The sequence below is a fragment of the Acidiferrobacter thiooxydans genome, from assembly GCF_003333315.1.
Classification (GTDB): Bacteria; Pseudomonadota; Gammaproteobacteria; order Acidiferrobacterales; family Acidiferrobacteraceae; genus Acidiferrobacter; species Acidiferrobacter thiooxydans.
In genome coordinates, this window is sequence record NZ_PSYR01000001.1 from 1,126,678 (window position 1) to 1,144,340 (window position 17,663).

The window sequence follows — 17,663 nt, forward strand, 5'->3', positions numbered from 1 at the left end:
CAAGCAATGAAAAAATGGTTGACGGCGCTCTGTTTGGCGGGCGCGCTCATGGGAGGAACGGCCCAGGCCGCCTCGTTCGTGATCTCTCACATCAAAGTCACGGGCCTAAAGCGTATCTCGCTCGCCACGGTCATGACCTATCTGCCGTTGCGCGTCGGCGAGACACTCACCGCGGCGCGCGCCGAGCGCGCTATCCAGGCGCTGTTCAAGACCGGCTTCTTTCGGGATGTGAAGTTGTTGGAGCAGGGCCACACGTTGATCGTGGCGGTGAGCGAGCGCCCGGCGATCGCGCGCATCACGATCAAGGGCACGCATGTCATAAAGCCGAAGAAACTCCTGAAATCGCTCGCGCAGATGGGATTTGCCAAGGGGCGCGTGTTCAATCGCGCGCTCTTGCACGAGACCAAGCAGGCGTTGAGGCGCCAGTACTTCAATCGCGGCTACTACGCGGCACGCGTGGTCACGACCGTAAAGCCCTTGCCGCGCGACCGGGTGGCGGTGGGTATCACGGTAACCGAGGGCAAGATTGCGCGCATCAAGCAGATCACCATCGTCGGCAACCATCGTTATAAGGAAAGCCGGCTTCTGGGGCGCTTCAAGTTAGGCCCTCCGAATCTCTTTAGCTTCTTCACCGGCAATGACCGCTATTCGCGTCAAAAGCTCGAGGCCGACCTCGAGAATCTGCAGAACTTCTATCTGAACCGCGGGTATCTGCGTTTCCGGCTGTTGTCGACGGTGGTCGCGATCACGCCCGACAAGGACTGGATCTATGTGACCGAGAATGTGCGTGAGGGTCATGTCTACCGGATATCGCATTATCGCTTCGCGGGACATGAGGTCTTGCCGCCTGCGACGCTTGCGCGTCTCATGCGCCTAAAGCCGGGACAGATCTTTTCGCGTGAACGCATCACCAAGGGCACGCGCCGCATCATTGCCAAGCTCGGCAATCGCGGGTACGCCTTCGCCAATGTGCGCGTCGTGCCGGCGGTGGACCGCAAGAATCACACGATTGCGCTCACGCTCTTTGTGGAACCGGGTCAGCGCGTGTATGTGCGGCGCATCCGGTTCTTCGGGAATACCGTCACCCAGGATGCGGTGTTACGTCGCACCATGCGCCAATACGAGGGGGCGTGGTTTTCGGCCAAGCGCATCAAGCAATCGGTGACGCTGTTGAGGCGGCTTGGCTTTTTCACCGACGTGCGCGTCACCACCCCGCCGGTACCCGGACACCCCAATGAGGTCGATGTCGATGTGCATGTCAAGGAGCGCCCGACCGGCAGTATCGTGGCCGGCCTCGGATACTCCGACCTCTACGGTATCTTCATCAACGGCTCGGTGACCTACCAGGATGTGCTTGGGACTGGCAAGCAGGTGTCGGTGACCGCCGACACGTCAGTGGCCTACAAGGACATCAACCTCACCTATGTGAACCCGTATTACACGAGTTCCGGGATCAGTCGTGGATTCAACATCTATGACAGCTCGTTCAATGCCGCGGCTGCCTACACCGCCGCGTATAACGAGAGCACGGTCGGGGCGGGGGTGTTTTATGGAATTCCGATCGGTGTCAACCGCGAGATCAACATCGGTCTGGCCGCGGAACGCGTAGGGATCACGGTCAACTCGACCAGCGCCTATGTGGCACAGCAGTTCGTGGCCCGGCATGGATCGACCAATGACATCATCAAGGCGACGTTCGGTTGGTCGCGCAACACCCTGAACAACGCCATCTTCCCGACCAGCGGGACTTATCAACAGTTGAGCGGGGAAATCGGCTTGCCCGGTGGCAGCCTCGAGTACTACCGCATGTCCTATCTGGCCAGTGTGTTTTTCCCGTTCGGGCGCCAGTACAGCCTCAAGCTGAGCAATGAGTGGAGCTACGGTAACGGTTATGGAAACACGCATAGCCTGCCGTTTTTCAAGAACTTTTATGCCGGCGGCGCCAATTCCGTGCGGGGTTATCAGAACGAATCCCTGGGGCCGCGCGACATCCTGCCGCCGCACGATCCGATCGGCGGTAACAAGCGCGTACTGGCGAGTGCCGAGTTCTTTTTCCCGGTGCCCGGCACCAGCCCGCATAATCGCTCCATGCGCCTGTCGACGTTCATAGACGCCGGTCAGGTATACGGCCCGGGCCAGCCCATCCAGTTCAGCCAGATCCGTACGTCGTTTGGCATAGCCTTCGACTGGTTCTCGCCGATCGCGCCGCTTAGTATCAGCATTGCCCGGCCGCTGAATGCCCGACCGGGCGACCAGACGCGCGCCGTCCAGTTCACCTTGGGTACGCTCTTTATGTACTAGCGGGAACCCGGCGCCGGTGGCTAGGCTTCGAAACGAGAAGGCGGGCGGAGGCGGGCGCGACCCGGACAGACATGGCATATACATTGCGGGAATTGGCGGACGCGGCTGAGGTCACGTTGCGTGGGCGCGGGGAGATCGAGATCGACGCGGTGGCGCCGCTCAATCGCGCGGGTCCTCGAAACGTCGCCTACTGCGCATCATCGCGCTATCGCGCGCTCATCTCGGAGAGCCGCGCGGGTGCGCTTATTCTCCACCCCGAAGACAGCGGCGTGTTTTCGGGGAACGCACTTTTATGCGATGATCCGCGGGTCGCCTTCGCGCGTATCGCCCGCCTGCTTCACCCCCCGGGACCCGTTCAGCCCGGCCGCCATCCGAGCGCCGTCATACATGAGAGCGCGAGCGTGGCCGACAGCGCGAGCATAGGACCGCAGGCGGTGATCGAGGCCTACGCGTGCGTCGGACATCAGGCGCTGATCGGCGCCGGGGCGGTGGTGGGCGAGCGCTGCGTCGTGGGGGCCGGCACACGCATCGAGGCGCGTGCCGTGATCATGCACGATTGTGTGATAGGGGAGCGTTGCGTGATATCGCCAGGCGCGGTGATAGGCGGCGAAGGCTTCGGTTACGTCCGTGAGGCGGATGGGCGCTGGCTCAAGGTGCCGCAGCTCGGGCGCGTGGTCATAGGGGATGAGGTGGATGTCGGGGCCAACACCACCATAGACCGTGGCGCGCTCGGCGACACCGTGATCGCAGACGGCGTGAAGCTCGATAATCTGATCCAGATCGCCCACAACGTGAAGGTAGGCGAGCACACGGCCATGGCCGGTTGTGTCGGCGTCGCCGGCAGCGCGGTCATCGGCAAGCGCTGCCTCATAGCGGGCGGATCGGGGATCATGGGCCATATCACGGTGGGCGACGATGTCGAGGTGACGGCGATGTCCTTTCTCAAGGGTTCGGTGACGGGCCCAGGGCGCTATTCCTCGAGCCTGCCGGCGGCCGATGCCGATGTGTGGGCGCGTAATCTCGGGCGGTTTCGCCATCTCGATGAATTGGCACGGCGCCTGCGCCGCGTCGAGCAGACAATAAAGCTGATCCTGTCAGGGGGAAAACATTGAATACGTTGGACATTCAAGAGGTGCTCAGGCACCTTCCGCACCGCTACCCCTTCCTCTTGGTCGATCGGGTACTAAACTATGTCCCGAATGAGTCGCTGGTGGCGATCAAGAACGTCACGATCAACGAGCCGTTCTTTCAGGGGCATTTCCCCGAGTACCCGGTCATGCCCGGCGTGTTGGTGATCGAGGCCATGGCCCAGGCCTGCGCCATCCTGTCGTTCAAGACCCTCGGTAAAATGCCGTCCGACGGCGGTATCTACCTGTTTGTGGGGATCGACAAGGCGCGCTTCAAACGCCAGGTGGCTCCGGGTGACCAGCTACGGATGGATGTGAAGCTTACGCGCAAGATGCAGAGCATATGGCGCTTCGAGGCGACCGCTACGGTCGACGGCGCGGTGTGTTCGACCGCCGAGCTCATGTGCACCTACAAGGAGATGGCATGATTCACCCCCAGGCTGTCGTCGATCCGCAGGCGGAGATCGGCGCGGACGTGGATATCGGGCCGTTTTCAGTCATAGGGCCTGAGGTGGTGATCGGGGCGGGGACCTGGATAGGGCCGCACGCCGTGATTCAGGGGCCGACCCGGATAGGAAGGAACAACAAGGTCTTTCAGTTCGCGTCGCTAGGGGAGGTGCCGCAGGACTTGAAGTTCGGCGGTGAGCGCACGCTGCTCGAGATCGGCGACCGTAACGTGTTTCGGGAGTACTGCACGGTCCATCGCGGTACCGCCGGCGGTGGCGGAGTGACGCGTATCGGCAATGACAATCTGTTCATGGCCTATGTGCATATCGCTCATGATTGCCGTATCGCCGATCATACGGTGTTTGCCAATTGCGCCAGTCTCGCGGGGCACGTGGAAATCGGCAATCATGCGGTTCTGGGCGGCTTTACCGGCATCCATCAGTTTTGCCGGGTCGGGGACCACTGCATGACGGGTGCCGCCACCGTGGCCGTGCAGGACATCCCGCCCTACGTGCTGGCGGCGGGCAATGGCGCACAGCCCTACGGGATCAATGTGACCGGTCTGCGCAGGAGGGGGTTTTCGACGGAGGCCATCCATACGCTAAAACGCGCCTACAAGATTCTCTACAAGTCGGGCCTGAGACTGGAGGAGGCGATCACCAAAATCGAGGAGTTGGTGCCCGAACACCCGGAACTCGATGTTCTGGCGCGCTTTCTCAGGGTCGAGGGCCGGGGCATCATCCGGTAATGGCCGTGCGCGTGGGTATCGTGGCCGGCGAGGTGTCGGGCGACATGCTCGGCGCCGGTCTCATGAAGGCCATGAAGGCGGTCACGCCCTGTACGTTCGAGGGCATCTGCGGGCCGGCGATGACCGCCGAGGGCGGTTTGAGCCAGTTTCCCATGGAGGCCCTGTCGGTCATGGGGATCTCCGAGGTGGCCGGGCGCCTGCGGGATCTCCTGCGCATTCGCCGCGATCTCATCGCCTATTTCCGCAGGACCCGTCCGGACGTCGTGATCGGCATCGATGCCCCGGACTTTACGCTCGCGCTCGAGCGCGCGCTGCGGCGCGACGGCATTCGCACCGTGCATTATGTCAGCCCCACGGTATGGGCATGGCGCCGCTATCGCGTGCGCACGGTGGCGGCGAGCACCGACCGGTTGTTGACCCTGTTCCCCTTCGAGCCGGAGTACTATGCCGGACGCGCCGACGCGGTATTCGTCGGCCATCCGCTGGCCGACGCCATAGAGGCGCAGCCATCCCCCGACAAGGCGCGTGACGAATTGCGCCTGGACGGGAGGGGGCCTGTGATCGCCTTGCTGCCCGGGAGTCGGGTAACCGAATTGCGCGCCCATGCCAGGCTTTTCGTGAAGACCGCCCAGCGCCTGGCGTTACGTTACCCGGATAGCCGATTCGTGGCGCCGTTTGTCAATCGCGAGACGCTCGCACTCTTCGACAAGACCCTGACCGAGCTGCAGGCCTTCGATCTTCCGATCACGCGCCTGCACGGGCATGCACGGCAGGCGATGGCGGCCGCCGACGTGGTTCTGTTGGCCTCAGGGACGGCCGCGCTGGAGGCCGCCTTGGTCGGGCGACCCATGGTCGTGGTCCACCGGCTGTCGCCCATCACCTACGGGCTTGCGCGCCTGCTGTTGCAGGTCCCTTATGTCTCGTTGCCGAATCTGCTGCTAGGGCGCGGCGTGGTCCCGGAGTTACTGCAGCATGCGGCCACGGCCGACGGCCTGGTGCGTGCCGCCGAGGGTCTCCTGGAGAATCCCGGACGCCGCGCGGAGATGACCGCGGCATTCGTCGAGCTGCGCGCGCACCTTGGGTGTGGCGCGAGTGAGCGCGCGGCGGCGGCCGTCCTGGAGTTGGTGGGTGCGCATAGCACGCCGTCGGGGGTCATGTCATGCGCATCGTAGCCGGTATTGATGAGGTCGGCATGGGCCCGCTCGCCGGACCGGTGGTGGCGGCGGCCGTGGTGCTGGGGCCGCGTCACGGACTTTCGGGTCTCAAGGATTCCAAGCAGTTGACGGAACGCGCGCGCGAGCGCCTGGCAGGCGAGATCCGGGCGCGCGCGCAGGCCTGGGCGCTCGGCCAGGCCTGCGCCGCCGAGGTCGATCGCCTGAACGTCCTGCAGGCGGCGTGGCTTGCCATGCGCCGCGCCGTGGACAATCTCGCGCTCACCCTCGATCTGGCGCTGGTGGATGGCGTGCATGTGCCGGTGTTGCCGTGCCCGGCGCGCGCCATCGTGCGCGGGGACGCGCGCGTACCGGCGATCTCCGCGGCCTCGATCGTGGCCAAGGTCGCACGCGATGCCGAGATGCGTGACTGGGATGCCGTGTACCCCGAATACGGTTTCGCCCGGCACAAGGGCTACGGCACCGCCCATCATCTGGAGGCATTGGCGCGCCTCGGTTCGTGCCCTTTGCACCGTATGAGTTTCGCGCCCGTGCGTGACGCACGCCGCAGGTCTTGAAGGGAGGTCGGGCATGACGGGCTTCGTCCATCTTCGCGTCCATTCGGAGTATTCCCTGGTCGACGGCCTGCTGCGCCTAGACGACCTGGTCAGTGCCTGCCATGACAAAGGCATGCCGGCGGTGGCGCTGACCGATCTTGCCAACCTGTTTGGCATGGTGAAGTTCTACAACGAGGCGCAGGAGGCGGGGATAAAGCCCATCCTGGGGGCGGATGTCTTCGTGCGCAGCGATGACCCGCAACGGCCCTATCGCGCCGCGCTGCTCTGCCAGAACCTCGATGGTTATCGCAACCTGAGCCGGCTTTTGACGCGCGCCTACAGCGAAGGCCAAAGCAGTGGCCGCGCCTGTCTCGACAAGACGTGGCTTGTCGGCAATAGCGATGGCCTCATCGCCTTGTCGGGGGGCAGGACGGGGATGTCGGGCAGTTTTTGATCGGCAACCACAAGGACAAGGCGGATGCGGCGGCGCGCGCCTGGGAGGCGCTGTTTCCGGGGCGGTTTTATGTCGAGGTCCAGCGCAACGGCCGACCCTGGCAGGAGGAATACAATGCGCGCGCCGTGGGGCTTGCGCGCCACCTGAAGATTCCGCTGGTGGCAACCCACGACGTGCGCTTCCTGGCGCCCGAGGACTTCGAGGCCCACGAGATCCGGGTGTGCATCCATGAGGGCCGCACGCTGGCCGACCCCAGGCGTCCGCGTCACTACACCGATCGCCAGTATCTGACGAGCCCGGCGGAGATGGCGGCGCTGTTCGCCGATCTCCCGGAGGCCCTTGCCAATACCGTCGAGATCGCCCGGCGCTGCACGGTGGCGCTGCGTTTTGGGGATTATTATCTTCCGCGGTTCCCGGTCCCCGAGGGGGCCTCGGTCGACGACGTCCTGCGCGCCGATGCGCTGGCTGGGCTTGCGCGGCGCATGGCGCGGTTTTCCCCCGAGGCGCGCGCCGCCCACGACGGACCGTACCGCGAACGACTGGACCACGAACTGTCGGTCATCGTCAAGATGGGCTTCTCCGGGTACTTCCTGATCGTCGCCGACTTCATCACCTGGGCGCGGCACAATGGCGTACCGGTGGGCCCGGGGCGCGGCTCGGGCGCCGGGTCTCTGGTCGCTTATGCCCTTGGCATCACCGAGCTCGATCCGATCGAATACGATCTCCTATTCGAGCGCTTTTTGAACCCGGAACGCGTGTCGTTGCCCGATTTCGATGTCGACTTCTGCATGGACGGCCGCGACCGGGTCATAGAGTACGTCACCGAGCGCTACGGCTCCGACAAGGTCTCGCAGATCATCACCTTCGGTACCATGGCCGCCAAGGCCGTGGTGCGCGATGTCGGCCGGGTTCTGGACCACCCATACGGTTTCGTCGACAAGCTCGCCAAGCTCATTCCGCACGATCTCGGTATTACGCTAGACGAGGCGATCGCCCAGGAGGCGGCGCTCAAGGAGCGCTACGAACAAGAGGAGGACGTACGCGCGCTGCTCGATGCCGCGCGCAAGCTCGAGGGGTTGGCGCGCAATGCCGGCAAACATGCCGGTGGCGTGGTGATCGCACCCAGCGCATTGACCGACTTCATGCCGCTTTACTGCGAAGCCGGCAGCAACCAGTTCGTGACGCAGCTCGACAAGGACGATGTCGAGGCCCTGGGGCTCGTGAAGTTCGATTTTCTGGGGTTACGGACGCTCACCATCATCGCCAAGGCGGTGGCCATGATAGACCGCCGGCGCGCCCAGGAGGGCCTTGCGCCGCTTGCCATCGAGTCTTTGGCGATCGATGATGCCGAGGCCTTCAGTCTTTTGAAGCGCTGCCGGACGACGGCGCTCTTTCAGCTGGAGTCGCGCGGCATGAAAGATCTCATCTTGCGCCTGCAGCCGGACCGTTTCGAGGATGTCGTGGCGCTGGTGGCGCTGTTTCGTCCCGGCCCCCTGCAGTCGGGCATGGTCGATGATTTCATCAACCGCAAGCATGGGCGCGCGCGTATCGAGTACCCGCATGAGGCGCTGGCCCCGATCTTGAAGCCCACCTACGGCGTCATTCTCTACCAGGAGCAGGTGATGCAGATCGCCCAGGTATTGGCCGGCTACAGTCTTGGCAAGGCCGACCTCCTGCGGCGCGCGATGGGCAAGAAGAAGCCCGAGGAGATGGCCAAGCAGCGCGAGGGCTTCGTCGAGGGCGCGCGCGCGCGCGGTTGCGACCCACGGCTTGCCACCGCCATCTTCAATCTGATCGAGAAGTTCGCGGGCTACGGGTTCAATCGCTCGCATTCCGCGGCCTATGCGCTCCTGTCCTATCAGACCGCATGGCTCAAGGCGCATCATCCGGCGGAGTTCATGGCCGGCGTGCTGTCGGCGGATATGGACAAGACCGATAAGGTCGTCACCATGATCGCCGAATGCCGGGAGATGGGCATCACGGTCCTGCCGCCCGATATCAACCGTTGCGATTACGAGTTCGTGCCTATCGACGACCATACGATTCTCTATGGCCTGGGGGCCATCAAGGGGCTTGGAGAGGGCGCCATCGAGGCGGTGTTGACCGCGCGCGGCACGACGCCGTTTGCCGATCTCTTCGATCTATGCCGGAGGGTCGTGGACCGGCGGGTCAATCGCCGCGCTTATGAGTGTCTGATCGCAGCCGGTGCCTGTGATGCCCTGGGACCGCACAGGGCCGCCATGATGGCGTCCCTGGATGTCGCCCTGAGCACCGCCGAGCAGTATGGGCGCGATGCCGCAGTGGGTCAGGATGATCTATTCGGCGATGCGGTGGCGTTCAAGCCGGATTTCGTGGCGGTCGAGCCGTGGGCCATGGAAAAGCGTCTGGAGGCCGAGAAGGATACCCTCGGACTCTATCTGACCGGACATCCCATAGATCGATACGCGGCGGAGCTAAAGCGCATCACGAGGACCACTATCGCGGATTTGCGGCCCACCGAGAACGGCTCGGTCATGGTGGGGGGGCTTGTGGTCGCGCTGCGCGTCATCAATACCCGGCGCGGCGATCGCATGGCCTTCGTGACCCTGGATGATCGCACCGGACGCATAGATCTTGCGCTGTTTGGCGAACTCTACCAGCGTTACCGGGAACGCATCGTCAAAGACGCGCTCATCATCGTCAAGGGTGCGGTGACTACCGATGATTACTCGGGTGGCTTCAAAATGACCGCCGAGGCCATCTATAATATCGACGAGGCGCGCGCGGCGTTCGCGACCCGACTTGTCATGGACATCGATTATGGCCGTTGCGACGAGGGCTTTGTGGATGGTCTGCGCGAGATCCTGGGGCCGGCGCGCGCCGGGAATTGCCCGGTCACCGTGTATTATCACCGCCCAGAGGGCGTGGTCGACGTGGTATTCGGTGAGGACTGGCGGGTGACGCCGAGCGAGGCGATCATGCGCCAGTTGGAGGTGTTCGTGCCGGAAGGCCATGCGCGACTGATCTATCAGGACGGGTAGAATGAATCAAAATTACCTCGATTTCGAACAGTCGATCGCTGATCTCGAGGCCAAGATCGACGCCCTGCGATTCCTGGATTCCAGTTCGGGCGTCAATATCAACGAGGAGATCGCGCGCCTGCGGGCCAAGAGCCATCGCCTGACGCAGTCGATCTTCGCATCGCTCACCGCCTGGCAGGTCTCGCAGCTCGCGCGCCACCCGCAACGCCCCTATGTCCTGGATTATGTGGGGCGGATCTTTCAGGACTTCGAGGAACTGCACGGCGACAGGCTTTATTCCGATGACCCGGCGATCGTGGCCGGAGTCGGCCGTCTCGAGGGCGTGCCCGTGGCGGTCATAGGCCATCAAAAGGGGCGGGACACCCGCGAGAAGGTACGCCGCAATTTCGGGATGCCGCGGCCCGAAGGCTACCGCAAGGCCTTGCGCATCATGCGTCTGGCGGAGCGCTTCCGCATGCCGCTTGTCACCCTGATCGATACGATGGGGGCCTATCCCGGGGTCGGTGCCGAGGAGCGCGGGCAAAGCGAGGCCATCGCCCGCAACCTGTTTGTGATGGCGGCCCTGAGGACACCGATCGTGAGCGCTGTGATCGGCGAGGGGGGTTCGGGCGGCGCGCTCGCGATCGGGGTCTGCGATCACATGCTGATGCTTCAGTATGCCACCTATTCCGTGATAAGTCCGGAAGGCTGCGCTTCGATCCTATGGAAGAGCGCCGACAAGGCGGCGCTCGCAGCCGAGGCCCTGGGGATCACAGCCGAGAGCCTAAAGCGCCTGGGGCTCATCGACGAGATCGTGGCCGAGCCGCTCGGCGGGGCGCATCGCGACTACGAGGCCGCGGCCGGCAGCCTGAAAGAGGCGTTGCGGCGCACGATATCCGATCTCGTTGCGCTGCCGACCGACGATCTGCTCACGCGCCGCCAGCTTCGGCTGCGCCAGTACGGACAATTTGAAGAACGTTAGATTTTGCGGCCAATATCTGTCCCGGGCCCTGGCCGGACTCGGGGTGAAGGCGTCCGACGATATCCTGGTGGCGGTCAGTGGCGGCGGGGATTCGCTGGCGCTTTTGCATGCCATGAGCAGTCTTGGATGGCGCTCGGTGCGCGCCATCCACGTCGACCATGGCCTGCACAGACAGGCGAGCGCGTGGGGCTCCGGGGTGCAGGCGGCGGCGACCTCGATGGGTGTACCCTGTGAGGTGGTGCGCGTGACCGTGGCGCGCACGGGCGAGGGGCCTGAGGCCGATGCGCGCGCCGCCCGCTATCGGGTGCTGTCGGCCTGCATGCGCCCGGGGGAGGTGCTGGTGACCGCCCATCATGCCGACGATCAGGCCGAGACCGTGCTCTTGCGGCTGCTGCGCGGGGCCGGGCTCGCTGGGCTTTCTGCCATGGCCGGGATACGCGCGTTCGGCCCGGGACGGCTGGCGCGACCGCTGCTTGCGGTGCCCAAGGCGGCGCTGGCAGCGTACGCCGCCGAGCACGCGCTGGCCTTCGTTCACGACCCCAGCAACGACGATACGCGTTATGCGCGCAATTATATCCGTCATGCGCTCGTGCCGGTGATCACCGCGCGCTGGCCGCGGGCCGTCGAGTCCATAAACCGTGCCGCCCGCCACGCGCGTTCGGCCGAGGAGTTGCTGTCCGCTTATCTGGCGCAAGACGTGGCCGCCTGTTCGGCCCCCGACGGGGCGTTGCGCCTGCCTGTGTTGCACGCGCTCGCGCCGCGCCTCCAGGGCGCGGTGCTGCGGGCGTGGCTCAGCGGGCAGGGGGGGCCGCCTATGAGCGAGGCCAAGGGGGCGGAGGTGCTGGCGGCGTTGGCCATGGTTCCCCGGAGTCGCCGACAAGTGTTACGCTTTGGGCGGGCCGGGGTACTGCGGCGTTACCGGGAACGGGCGGTTTGGACCCCAGGGGATCACGAAACCGCCGCGCCCGTCTTGCCTAAGGCATGGCCCCCCCCTTTTCGGGATCTGAGCTTGAGCGACGGTCGGCGCCTGCGGGCGGTACCGGCCGTGGGGCAGGGGGTGGCGGCCGCGCGCATCGCCGATCGCCCGCTCGTCGTGGCAACCCGGACCTTCGGGCAGCGGGTATTCGTGCCCGGCCGAGGTCACCGGGCGCTGAAGAAGCTCCTGCAGGAGATGGGTATGGCCCCGTGGGAGCGTTCGCGCGCGGTCTTGATATATGCAGACGAGGCGTTGATCGCGGTGGCCGGGCATTGGATGTGCGCGTCTTTCACGGCCGGACCGGGCGAACCGGGTTTTGTCTTTCATATCGAGTCGTGAGGCCGATCGAGGAGGTTATGCGAAGTGGAACCAACTGACAGCGGCAACGGCCGGACTCGACAGGCGCCAGATGCGCCCGGACGGTTGTGATGACCAAATTCATATTCGTGACCGGCGGGGTGGTGTCTTCGCTGGGCAAGGGGATCGCGGCGGCATCGCTTGCCGCACTGCTTGAGGCGCGCGGCCTGCGCGTCACCCTCATGAAGCTCGACCCCTACATCAATGTCGATCCGGGGACGATGAGCCCCTATCAGCACGGCGAGGTGTTCGTCACCGAGGATGGCGCGGAGACCGACCTCGATCTCGGGCACTACGAGCGGTTCGTGCGCATGACCATGACCCGCGACAACAATTTCACGACCGGGCGCATCTATGAGAATGTGATCCGCAAAGAGCGCCGCGGGGACTATCTCGGCGCGACCGTGCAGGTGATCCCGCACATCACAGACGAGATCAAGCGCTGTATCGTGCAGGGCGCGGGTTCCGCCGACGTGGCCATGATCGAGATCGGCGGCACGGTGGGTGACATCGAGTCCCTGCCGTTTCTCGAGGCCATCCGTCAGATGGGGGTGGAGTACGGGCGCCAGCATGCCGTCTACATGCATCTGACGCTGGTACCGTTCATCAAGGCCTCGGGGGAGATCAAGACCAAGCCCACGCAGCATTCCGTCAAGGAATTGCGCGGCATCGGCATCCAGCCCGACATCCTTTTATGCCGCGCGGATCGCCGGCTGCCGGAGGATGAGCGCCAGAAGATCGCGCTTTTTACCAACGTCCCGGCGCGCGCCGTCATTTCGGCGATCGATGTCGACAACATCTATCGCATACCGGAGATCCTCCATGACCAGGGTCTCGACGACATCGTCGTCGAGCAGTTGCGACTGAAGGCCAAGACTATCGACCTTGGCCAGTGGCGGGCGGTGAACGACGCCCTCGACCATCCCCAGGGGGCGGTGGATATCGCCATCGTCGGCAAGTATGTGCATCTGACGGAGTCCTATAAATCACTGTCCGAGGCCCTGATCCACGCCGGCATCCACACGCGCCTGCAGGTGCGCATTCATTACGTCGATTCCGAGGTCCTGGAGCACGAAGGCGTCGATTGTCTCGCGGCCTATGACGCGATCCTGGTCCCCGGAGGTTTCGGCGGACGCGGCACGGAAGGCAAGATCGCGGCCGTGCGCTATGCCCGCGAGAATGCCGTGCCCTATCTCGGCATCTGTCTTGGCATGCAGATCGCGGTCATCGAGTTCGCGCGCGCCAAGGTCGGTCTCACCGGCGCGCACAGCACCGAGTTCGACCCCAAGACCCCGCACCCGGTCATCGCCCTCATAACAGAATGGATGGGCAGCCACGGACAACGCGAGGTGCGTACCGAGGGCGCCGATCTCGGGGGCAGCATGCGCCTGGGCGGCCAGCGCTGCGAGCTCGCGCCCGGCAGTCGCGCCGCCGGGATATACGGGGCGGCAAACATCGTGGAACGTCACCGCCATCGCTATGAGGTCAACAACACCTATCGCGAGCGGCTCGCCGAAAAGGGTCTGCGCATCTCGGGAACCTCGCCCGATCAGGCGCTCGTGGAGATCGTCGAGCTACCGGATCATCCGTGGTTCATCGGGGTGCAGTTCCATCCCGAATTTACATCCAACCCGCGCGACGGTCACCCGCTGTTTCGCAGTTTCATCGAGGCGGCCTGCGCGCGTCGCGCGCTCGTGTGCGCGCGGCAGGCCAATTCGACATGAAGCTGTGCGGTTTCGAGGTGGGGCTGGACCGGCCCTTGTTTCTCATCGCCGGTCCCTGCGTGATCGAATCGCGATCGTTGGCCCTGGAGACCGCGCAGGCGCTGAAGGAGCTGACCACGCGCCTGTCCATTCCATTCATCTACAAGTCGTCATTCGACAAGGCGAATCGCAGCGCGCATACCTCGTTTCGCGGGCCTGGGCGTGCCGCCGGGCTTGCCATCCTGGCCGAGGTGCGCGACACGGTGGGCGTGCCGGTGCTCACCGATGTTCATGACATTCCGGAGATCGCGGAGGTGGCAGAGGTCGCCGATGTCCTGCAGACCCCGGCGTTTCTGTGCCGGCAGACCGATTTCATCCAGGCTGTGGTGGCCGCCGGCCGTCCCGTGAACATCAAGAAGGGACAGTTCCTGGCCCCGGCTGATATGAAGAACGTGGTGGAGAAGGCGCGCGCCGCCGGCGGCGAGGGACGCATCCTGGTGTGCGAGCGCGGCACCTCGTTTGGGTATAATAACCTGGTCTCGGATATGCGCGGTCTTGCCATCATGCGCGAGACCGGGTGTCCTGTGGTCTTCGATGCCACGCATTCGGTGCAGTTGCCGGGCGGGCAGGGGTCGTGTTCGGGTGGTCAGCGCGAGTATGTGCCGGTGCTGGCACGCGCGGCGGTGGCGTCCGGGGTGGCGGGGGTCTTCATGGAGACCCATCCCGATCCGGACCGGGCCTTGAGCGACGGGCCCAATGCCTGGCCGCTCGCGCGCCTCGAGCGTCTGCTTTACACCCTGAGGGAGATCGATGCCTGCGTCAAGGCGCGCGGATTGGACGAGATGACCGGTGGTTAATCAAAAACGGCAAGAAATTTTCAGGATGGTGTCATGAGCAAGATTGCAGATATGCGCGCGCGCGAGATCCTGGATTCCCGCGGGAATCCCACCGTCGAGGTGGATGTGACGCTCGATTCCGGGGCCGCGGGGCGCGCCTCGGTCCCGTCCGGCGCGTCCACCGGTGCGCGCGAGGCCTTCGAATTGCGTGATGGGGACAAGCGGCGGTTCCGGGGGCTTGGGGTCCAAAAGGCCTGCCAGTCCGTGAACGAGACGCTCAAGCGGGCGCTGGTAGGGGTCGATGCCGCGCAGGCCGGAGTCGACGAGCGCATGATCGCAGAGGATGGGACCGAGGACAAATCGCGGCTCGGGGCCAATGCCATCCTGGCGGTCTCGTTGGCGCTCGCGCGCGCGCTCGCCGCCGAGGCCGGCGTACCGCTCTACCGGCACCTGGGGGGAGTGGACCCTTCGTCCTGCCGGTACCGCTCATGAATATCGTGAACGGCGGCGCGCACGCCGACAATAGCCTGGATTTTCAGGAGTTCATGATTGTGCCTTTCGGGGCCTCGCGCTTCTCCGAGGCGCTGCGCTGGGGGGCGGAGATCTTCCATACGCTCAAAGGCCTTTTGAAGGCGCGCGGACTTTCCACCGCGGTGGGGGATGAGGGGGGATTCGCGCCCGACCTCGGCACCAATGAGGAGGCCCTCGGTCTGATCCAGGAGGCCATAACCGCCGCCGGCTACGCCCCTGGACGGCAGGTCGGTATCGCGCTCGATGCCGCGGTATCCGGGCTTGTGGATGAACAGGGATCGTACGCACTGGCCGGCGAGGGCCGAACACTCGATGCCGATGCCCTGACCGGGCTCTATGAGGGTTGGATGGCCCGCTATCCGATCGTGAGCATCGAAGACGGTATGGGTGAGGAGGATTGGGCCGGGTGGCGGGGTCTCACGCAGCGCCTGGGGCATCGCATACAGCTCGTGGGTGATGACCTGTTCGTCACCAATAGCACCCTACTGGAGCGCGGCATCGATCAGGGGGTGGCGAATGCCATCCTCATAAAGCCCAATCAGATCGGGACCTTGACCGAGACGCTCGCGACCATACGCCGGGCGCAGGCGGCCGGCTACGGCGTGATCCTCTCGCACCGCTCGGGCGAGACCGAGGATACCGCCATCGCCGATATCGCGGTGGCCGTCGGTGCCGGTCAGATCAAGACCGGTTCGCTGTCACGCTCCGAGCGCATGGCCAAATACAATCAACTCCTGCGGATCGAGGAATTCGAGGGCGAAAACGCGCGTTACGCGCGGGCCCCGCGGCAGGCCTATTCCCAAGGCTGAGCTTACGGGCCTAATATGGTGCCCATGAGGAAATGGATAGGCCCGCTCGCGGTGGTTCTGTTTGTGTTGGCCCAGTATGCCCTATGGTTTGGGCAGGGTGGTGTGGTCGCGCTCATGCACCGCGAGCGCCATATCCATGCGCTGACGCGCGCCAATGCCACGCTCCTGAAGACCGACGAGGAGCTCGCCGCCGAGGTGAAGAGTCTGAGGCATGGGCGCGCGGCCATCGAGGCCCAGGCGCGATCGGGATTGGGGATGGTGAAGAAGGGTGAAACCTTCTATGAGATCGTCCCGGGCAGCCCCCCGGCCACGCAGACTGCGCGCGTGTTCCGCAATCAGCAGCTCGCGGCCAGGGGATAGGGGAGGTCGCGAAAGGTCAGGGGTATGTCTTGCCAGAAGACTACGCCGTCGTCATGGCTACTGATCTGGACGACTGCCAGCAGGTCTATGGCGCCATCGGGCCCGATTTGGGCATCGACCACGGTACCGGCGGGCTGCCCCGGGAGATTGGAGGCCTGCAGGGTGGCGCCGGGTGGCGGCAGGGGTGTATCCGCCGGCAGCGAGGCGCGATACATGCGCTGCTTCAAGCGTCCCAGGTAATGGGTGCGCGCCACGATCTCCTGTCCCGGATAACACCCCTTGCGAAAGTTGATCCCCCCCAGCAGGTCGAGGTTCGTCATTTGCGGCACGAAGGCCTCGGAGGTCTGCGGGCCTATCATGGGGAGGCCCGCCTGGATATCAAGCCAGGCCCAGGCGCGGGTCCCGACGCGCGTGACCTCGGGCAGGCGCGATGGCAGCGCGCGGAGCGCCGATTCCGGTCCCAGCAGCAGGTAGCGGGGTGTATGTCCCGGGATCGCTGCGACCGTGATGTCGCCCTGGGTCGCGGCCTCGGGCACGGTCGGGCTCGGGAGGCCCACGGCCGCCAGCGCCTGTGGGGCATGCGCACCGGAGAGACCCACGAGGGCCCAATCCGCGGCGACCGTGAGCTTGACCTGGGCGCGCAGGATATACATCGTCAGGCGCTTCTGGACGGCCGCCTGCAGGGCTGCGGGCAATAGCAGAAGGAGGGCATCCGGGTGGGGCACCACCCGGAACAGCGCGATCATGCGTCCCTGGGCCGTGCAGTAGGCGGCCAGCTGGCTTGTGGCGCCGAGGTTCAGGATATCGTTGCTGAACTGCCCGTGCAGGAAGGTGGCGGCGTCGGGCCCGGTGGCGCGCACGATCGCCATGTGGGTGAGCGCGCTCCAGACCGTGCCGTGCGCGGCGGCCAGGACCTCGGCGCGGCGATCGCCATAATCGGTGACGGCGCCATCCTCCAGGAGGCCGCCGGCCTCGATCAATTCCGCCTTCCATTCCCTCTGCATGACTCGCCCCCTGATATGTATTGACCTGTCAACTACTGGTATGGGTTTTCTTTTGTCTTTTCGCTCCTTTTGTCCGTAAGTCTTTGAGTCAAGGCACGAGCGGCTGTTAACGACGGTCGATCACTCTGATATACGCGGGTTGGATACCGCCTGACTTCGCTTCGTCGTGGAGCTGCCTCGCTCTATAATCGAGGGTCACCGGGTTGAATCGGCGCCTCATAGGGGGGCCGAGGATTCTCCCACCGGGCCACTCCTGCCTTGATATAAAGACTCACGTCTCATGGTTAATAGTTTACCAGTCACACTGACAATTATAGTATA

Annotated in this window: 12 protein-coding genes and 2 pseudogenes; 13 read left to right on the forward strand and 1 reads right to left on the reverse strand. The window is 64.6% G+C overall.

Features of this window, described 5'->3' with window-relative positions; all coding sequences use genetic code 11:
• Positions 1–6 precede the first annotated feature (6 nt).
• The 13 genes and pseudogenes from bamA (at position 7) to C4900_RS05770 (ending at position 16,338) form a co-directional block, all read left to right on the forward strand.
• Entirely contained in the window at positions 7–2,301 is a 2,295-nt protein-coding gene (gene bamA, locus C4900_RS05705; protein ID WP_065972153.1) for an outer membrane protein assembly factor BamA, read from the forward strand.
• A gap of 71 nt (positions 2,302–2,372) precedes the next feature.
• On the forward strand, positions 2,373–3,413 hold the full coding sequence (gene lpxD, locus C4900_RS05710) for a UDP-3-O-(3-hydroxymyristoyl)glucosamine N-acyltransferase (RefSeq protein ID WP_065972154.1): 1,041 nt from the start codon (positions 2,373–2,375) through the stop codon (positions 3,411–3,413).
• Positions 3,410–3,856, forward strand: a complete 447-nt coding sequence (gene fabZ / locus C4900_RS05715) for a 3-hydroxyacyl-ACP dehydratase FabZ (RefSeq protein WP_065972155.1) — start codon at positions 3,410–3,412, stop codon at positions 3,854–3,856. The genes lpxD and fabZ overlap by 4 nt, the downstream gene beginning before the upstream one ends.
• The gene (gene lpxA / locus C4900_RS05720) at positions 3,853–4,623 is read left to right on the forward strand and encodes an acyl-ACP--UDP-N-acetylglucosamine O-acyltransferase (RefSeq protein WP_065972156.1); all 771 of its coding nucleotides are present in this window, start codon (positions 3,853–3,855) and stop codon (positions 4,621–4,623) included. Before fabZ ends, lpxA begins: the two co-directional genes overlap by 4 nt.
• A complete protein-coding gene (gene lpxB / locus C4900_RS05725; protein ID WP_065972157.1) occupies positions 4,623–5,795 on the forward strand; it encodes a lipid-A-disaccharide synthase in 1,173 nt (390 codons plus the stop codon). Before lpxA ends, lpxB begins: the two co-directional genes overlap by 1 nt.
• The gene (rnhB, locus tag C4900_RS05730) at positions 5,783–6,352 is read left to right on the forward strand and encodes a ribonuclease HII (RefSeq protein ID WP_114282558.1); all 570 of its coding nucleotides are present in this window, start codon (positions 5,783–5,785) and stop codon (positions 6,350–6,352) included. The genes lpxB and rnhB overlap by 13 nt, the downstream gene beginning before the upstream one ends.
• 13 nt (positions 6,353–6,365) lie before the next feature.
• Positions 6,366–9,805, forward strand: a pseudogene (gene dnaE / locus C4900_RS05735) (DNA polymerase III subunit alpha).
• Position 9,806: 1 nt separating this feature from the next.
• Entirely contained in the window at positions 9,807–10,766 is a 960-nt protein-coding gene (locus tag C4900_RS05740) for an acetyl-CoA carboxylase carboxyltransferase subunit alpha (protein ID WP_065972160.1), read from the forward strand.
• Positions 10,753–12,081, forward strand: a complete 1,329-nt coding sequence (tilS, locus tag C4900_RS15795; protein ID WP_147267134.1) for a tRNA lysidine(34) synthetase TilS — start codon at positions 10,753–10,755, stop codon at positions 12,079–12,081. The genes C4900_RS05740 and tilS overlap by 14 nt, the downstream gene beginning before the upstream one ends.
• An 89-nt stretch (positions 12,082–12,170) precedes the next feature.
• Positions 12,171–13,823: a CTP synthase gene (locus tag C4900_RS05755; protein WP_176715913.1), complete on the forward strand. Its 1,653-nt coding sequence runs from the start codon at positions 12,171–12,173 to the stop codon at positions 13,821–13,823.
• Positions 13,820–14,659 carry a 3-deoxy-8-phosphooctulonate synthase gene (gene kdsA, locus C4900_RS05760; protein WP_065968924.1) on the forward strand — a complete coding sequence of 280 codons (840 nt, stop codon included), beginning with the start codon at positions 13,820–13,822 and terminating at the stop codon, positions 14,657–14,659. Before C4900_RS05755 ends, kdsA begins: the two co-directional genes overlap by 4 nt.
• A gap of 33 nt (positions 14,660–14,692) precedes the next feature.
• Positions 14,693–15,978 (forward strand): annotated as a pseudogene (eno, locus tag C4900_RS05765) (phosphopyruvate hydratase).
• Between the two features lie 24 nt (positions 15,979–16,002).
• Positions 16,003–16,338 carry an FtsB family cell division protein gene (locus C4900_RS05770; RefSeq protein ID WP_065968925.1) on the forward strand — a complete coding sequence of 112 codons (336 nt, stop codon included), beginning with the start codon at positions 16,003–16,005 and terminating at the stop codon, positions 16,336–16,338.
• On the opposite strand, the gene ygfZ is transcribed toward C4900_RS05770, so the two are convergent.
• Entirely contained in the window at positions 16,314–17,342 is a 1,029-nt protein-coding gene (ygfZ, locus tag C4900_RS05775; protein WP_065968911.1) for a CAF17-like 4Fe-4S cluster assembly/insertion protein YgfZ, read from the reverse strand. The genes C4900_RS05770 and ygfZ overlap by 25 nt on opposite strands.
• Positions 17,343–17,663 lie beyond the last annotated feature (321 nt).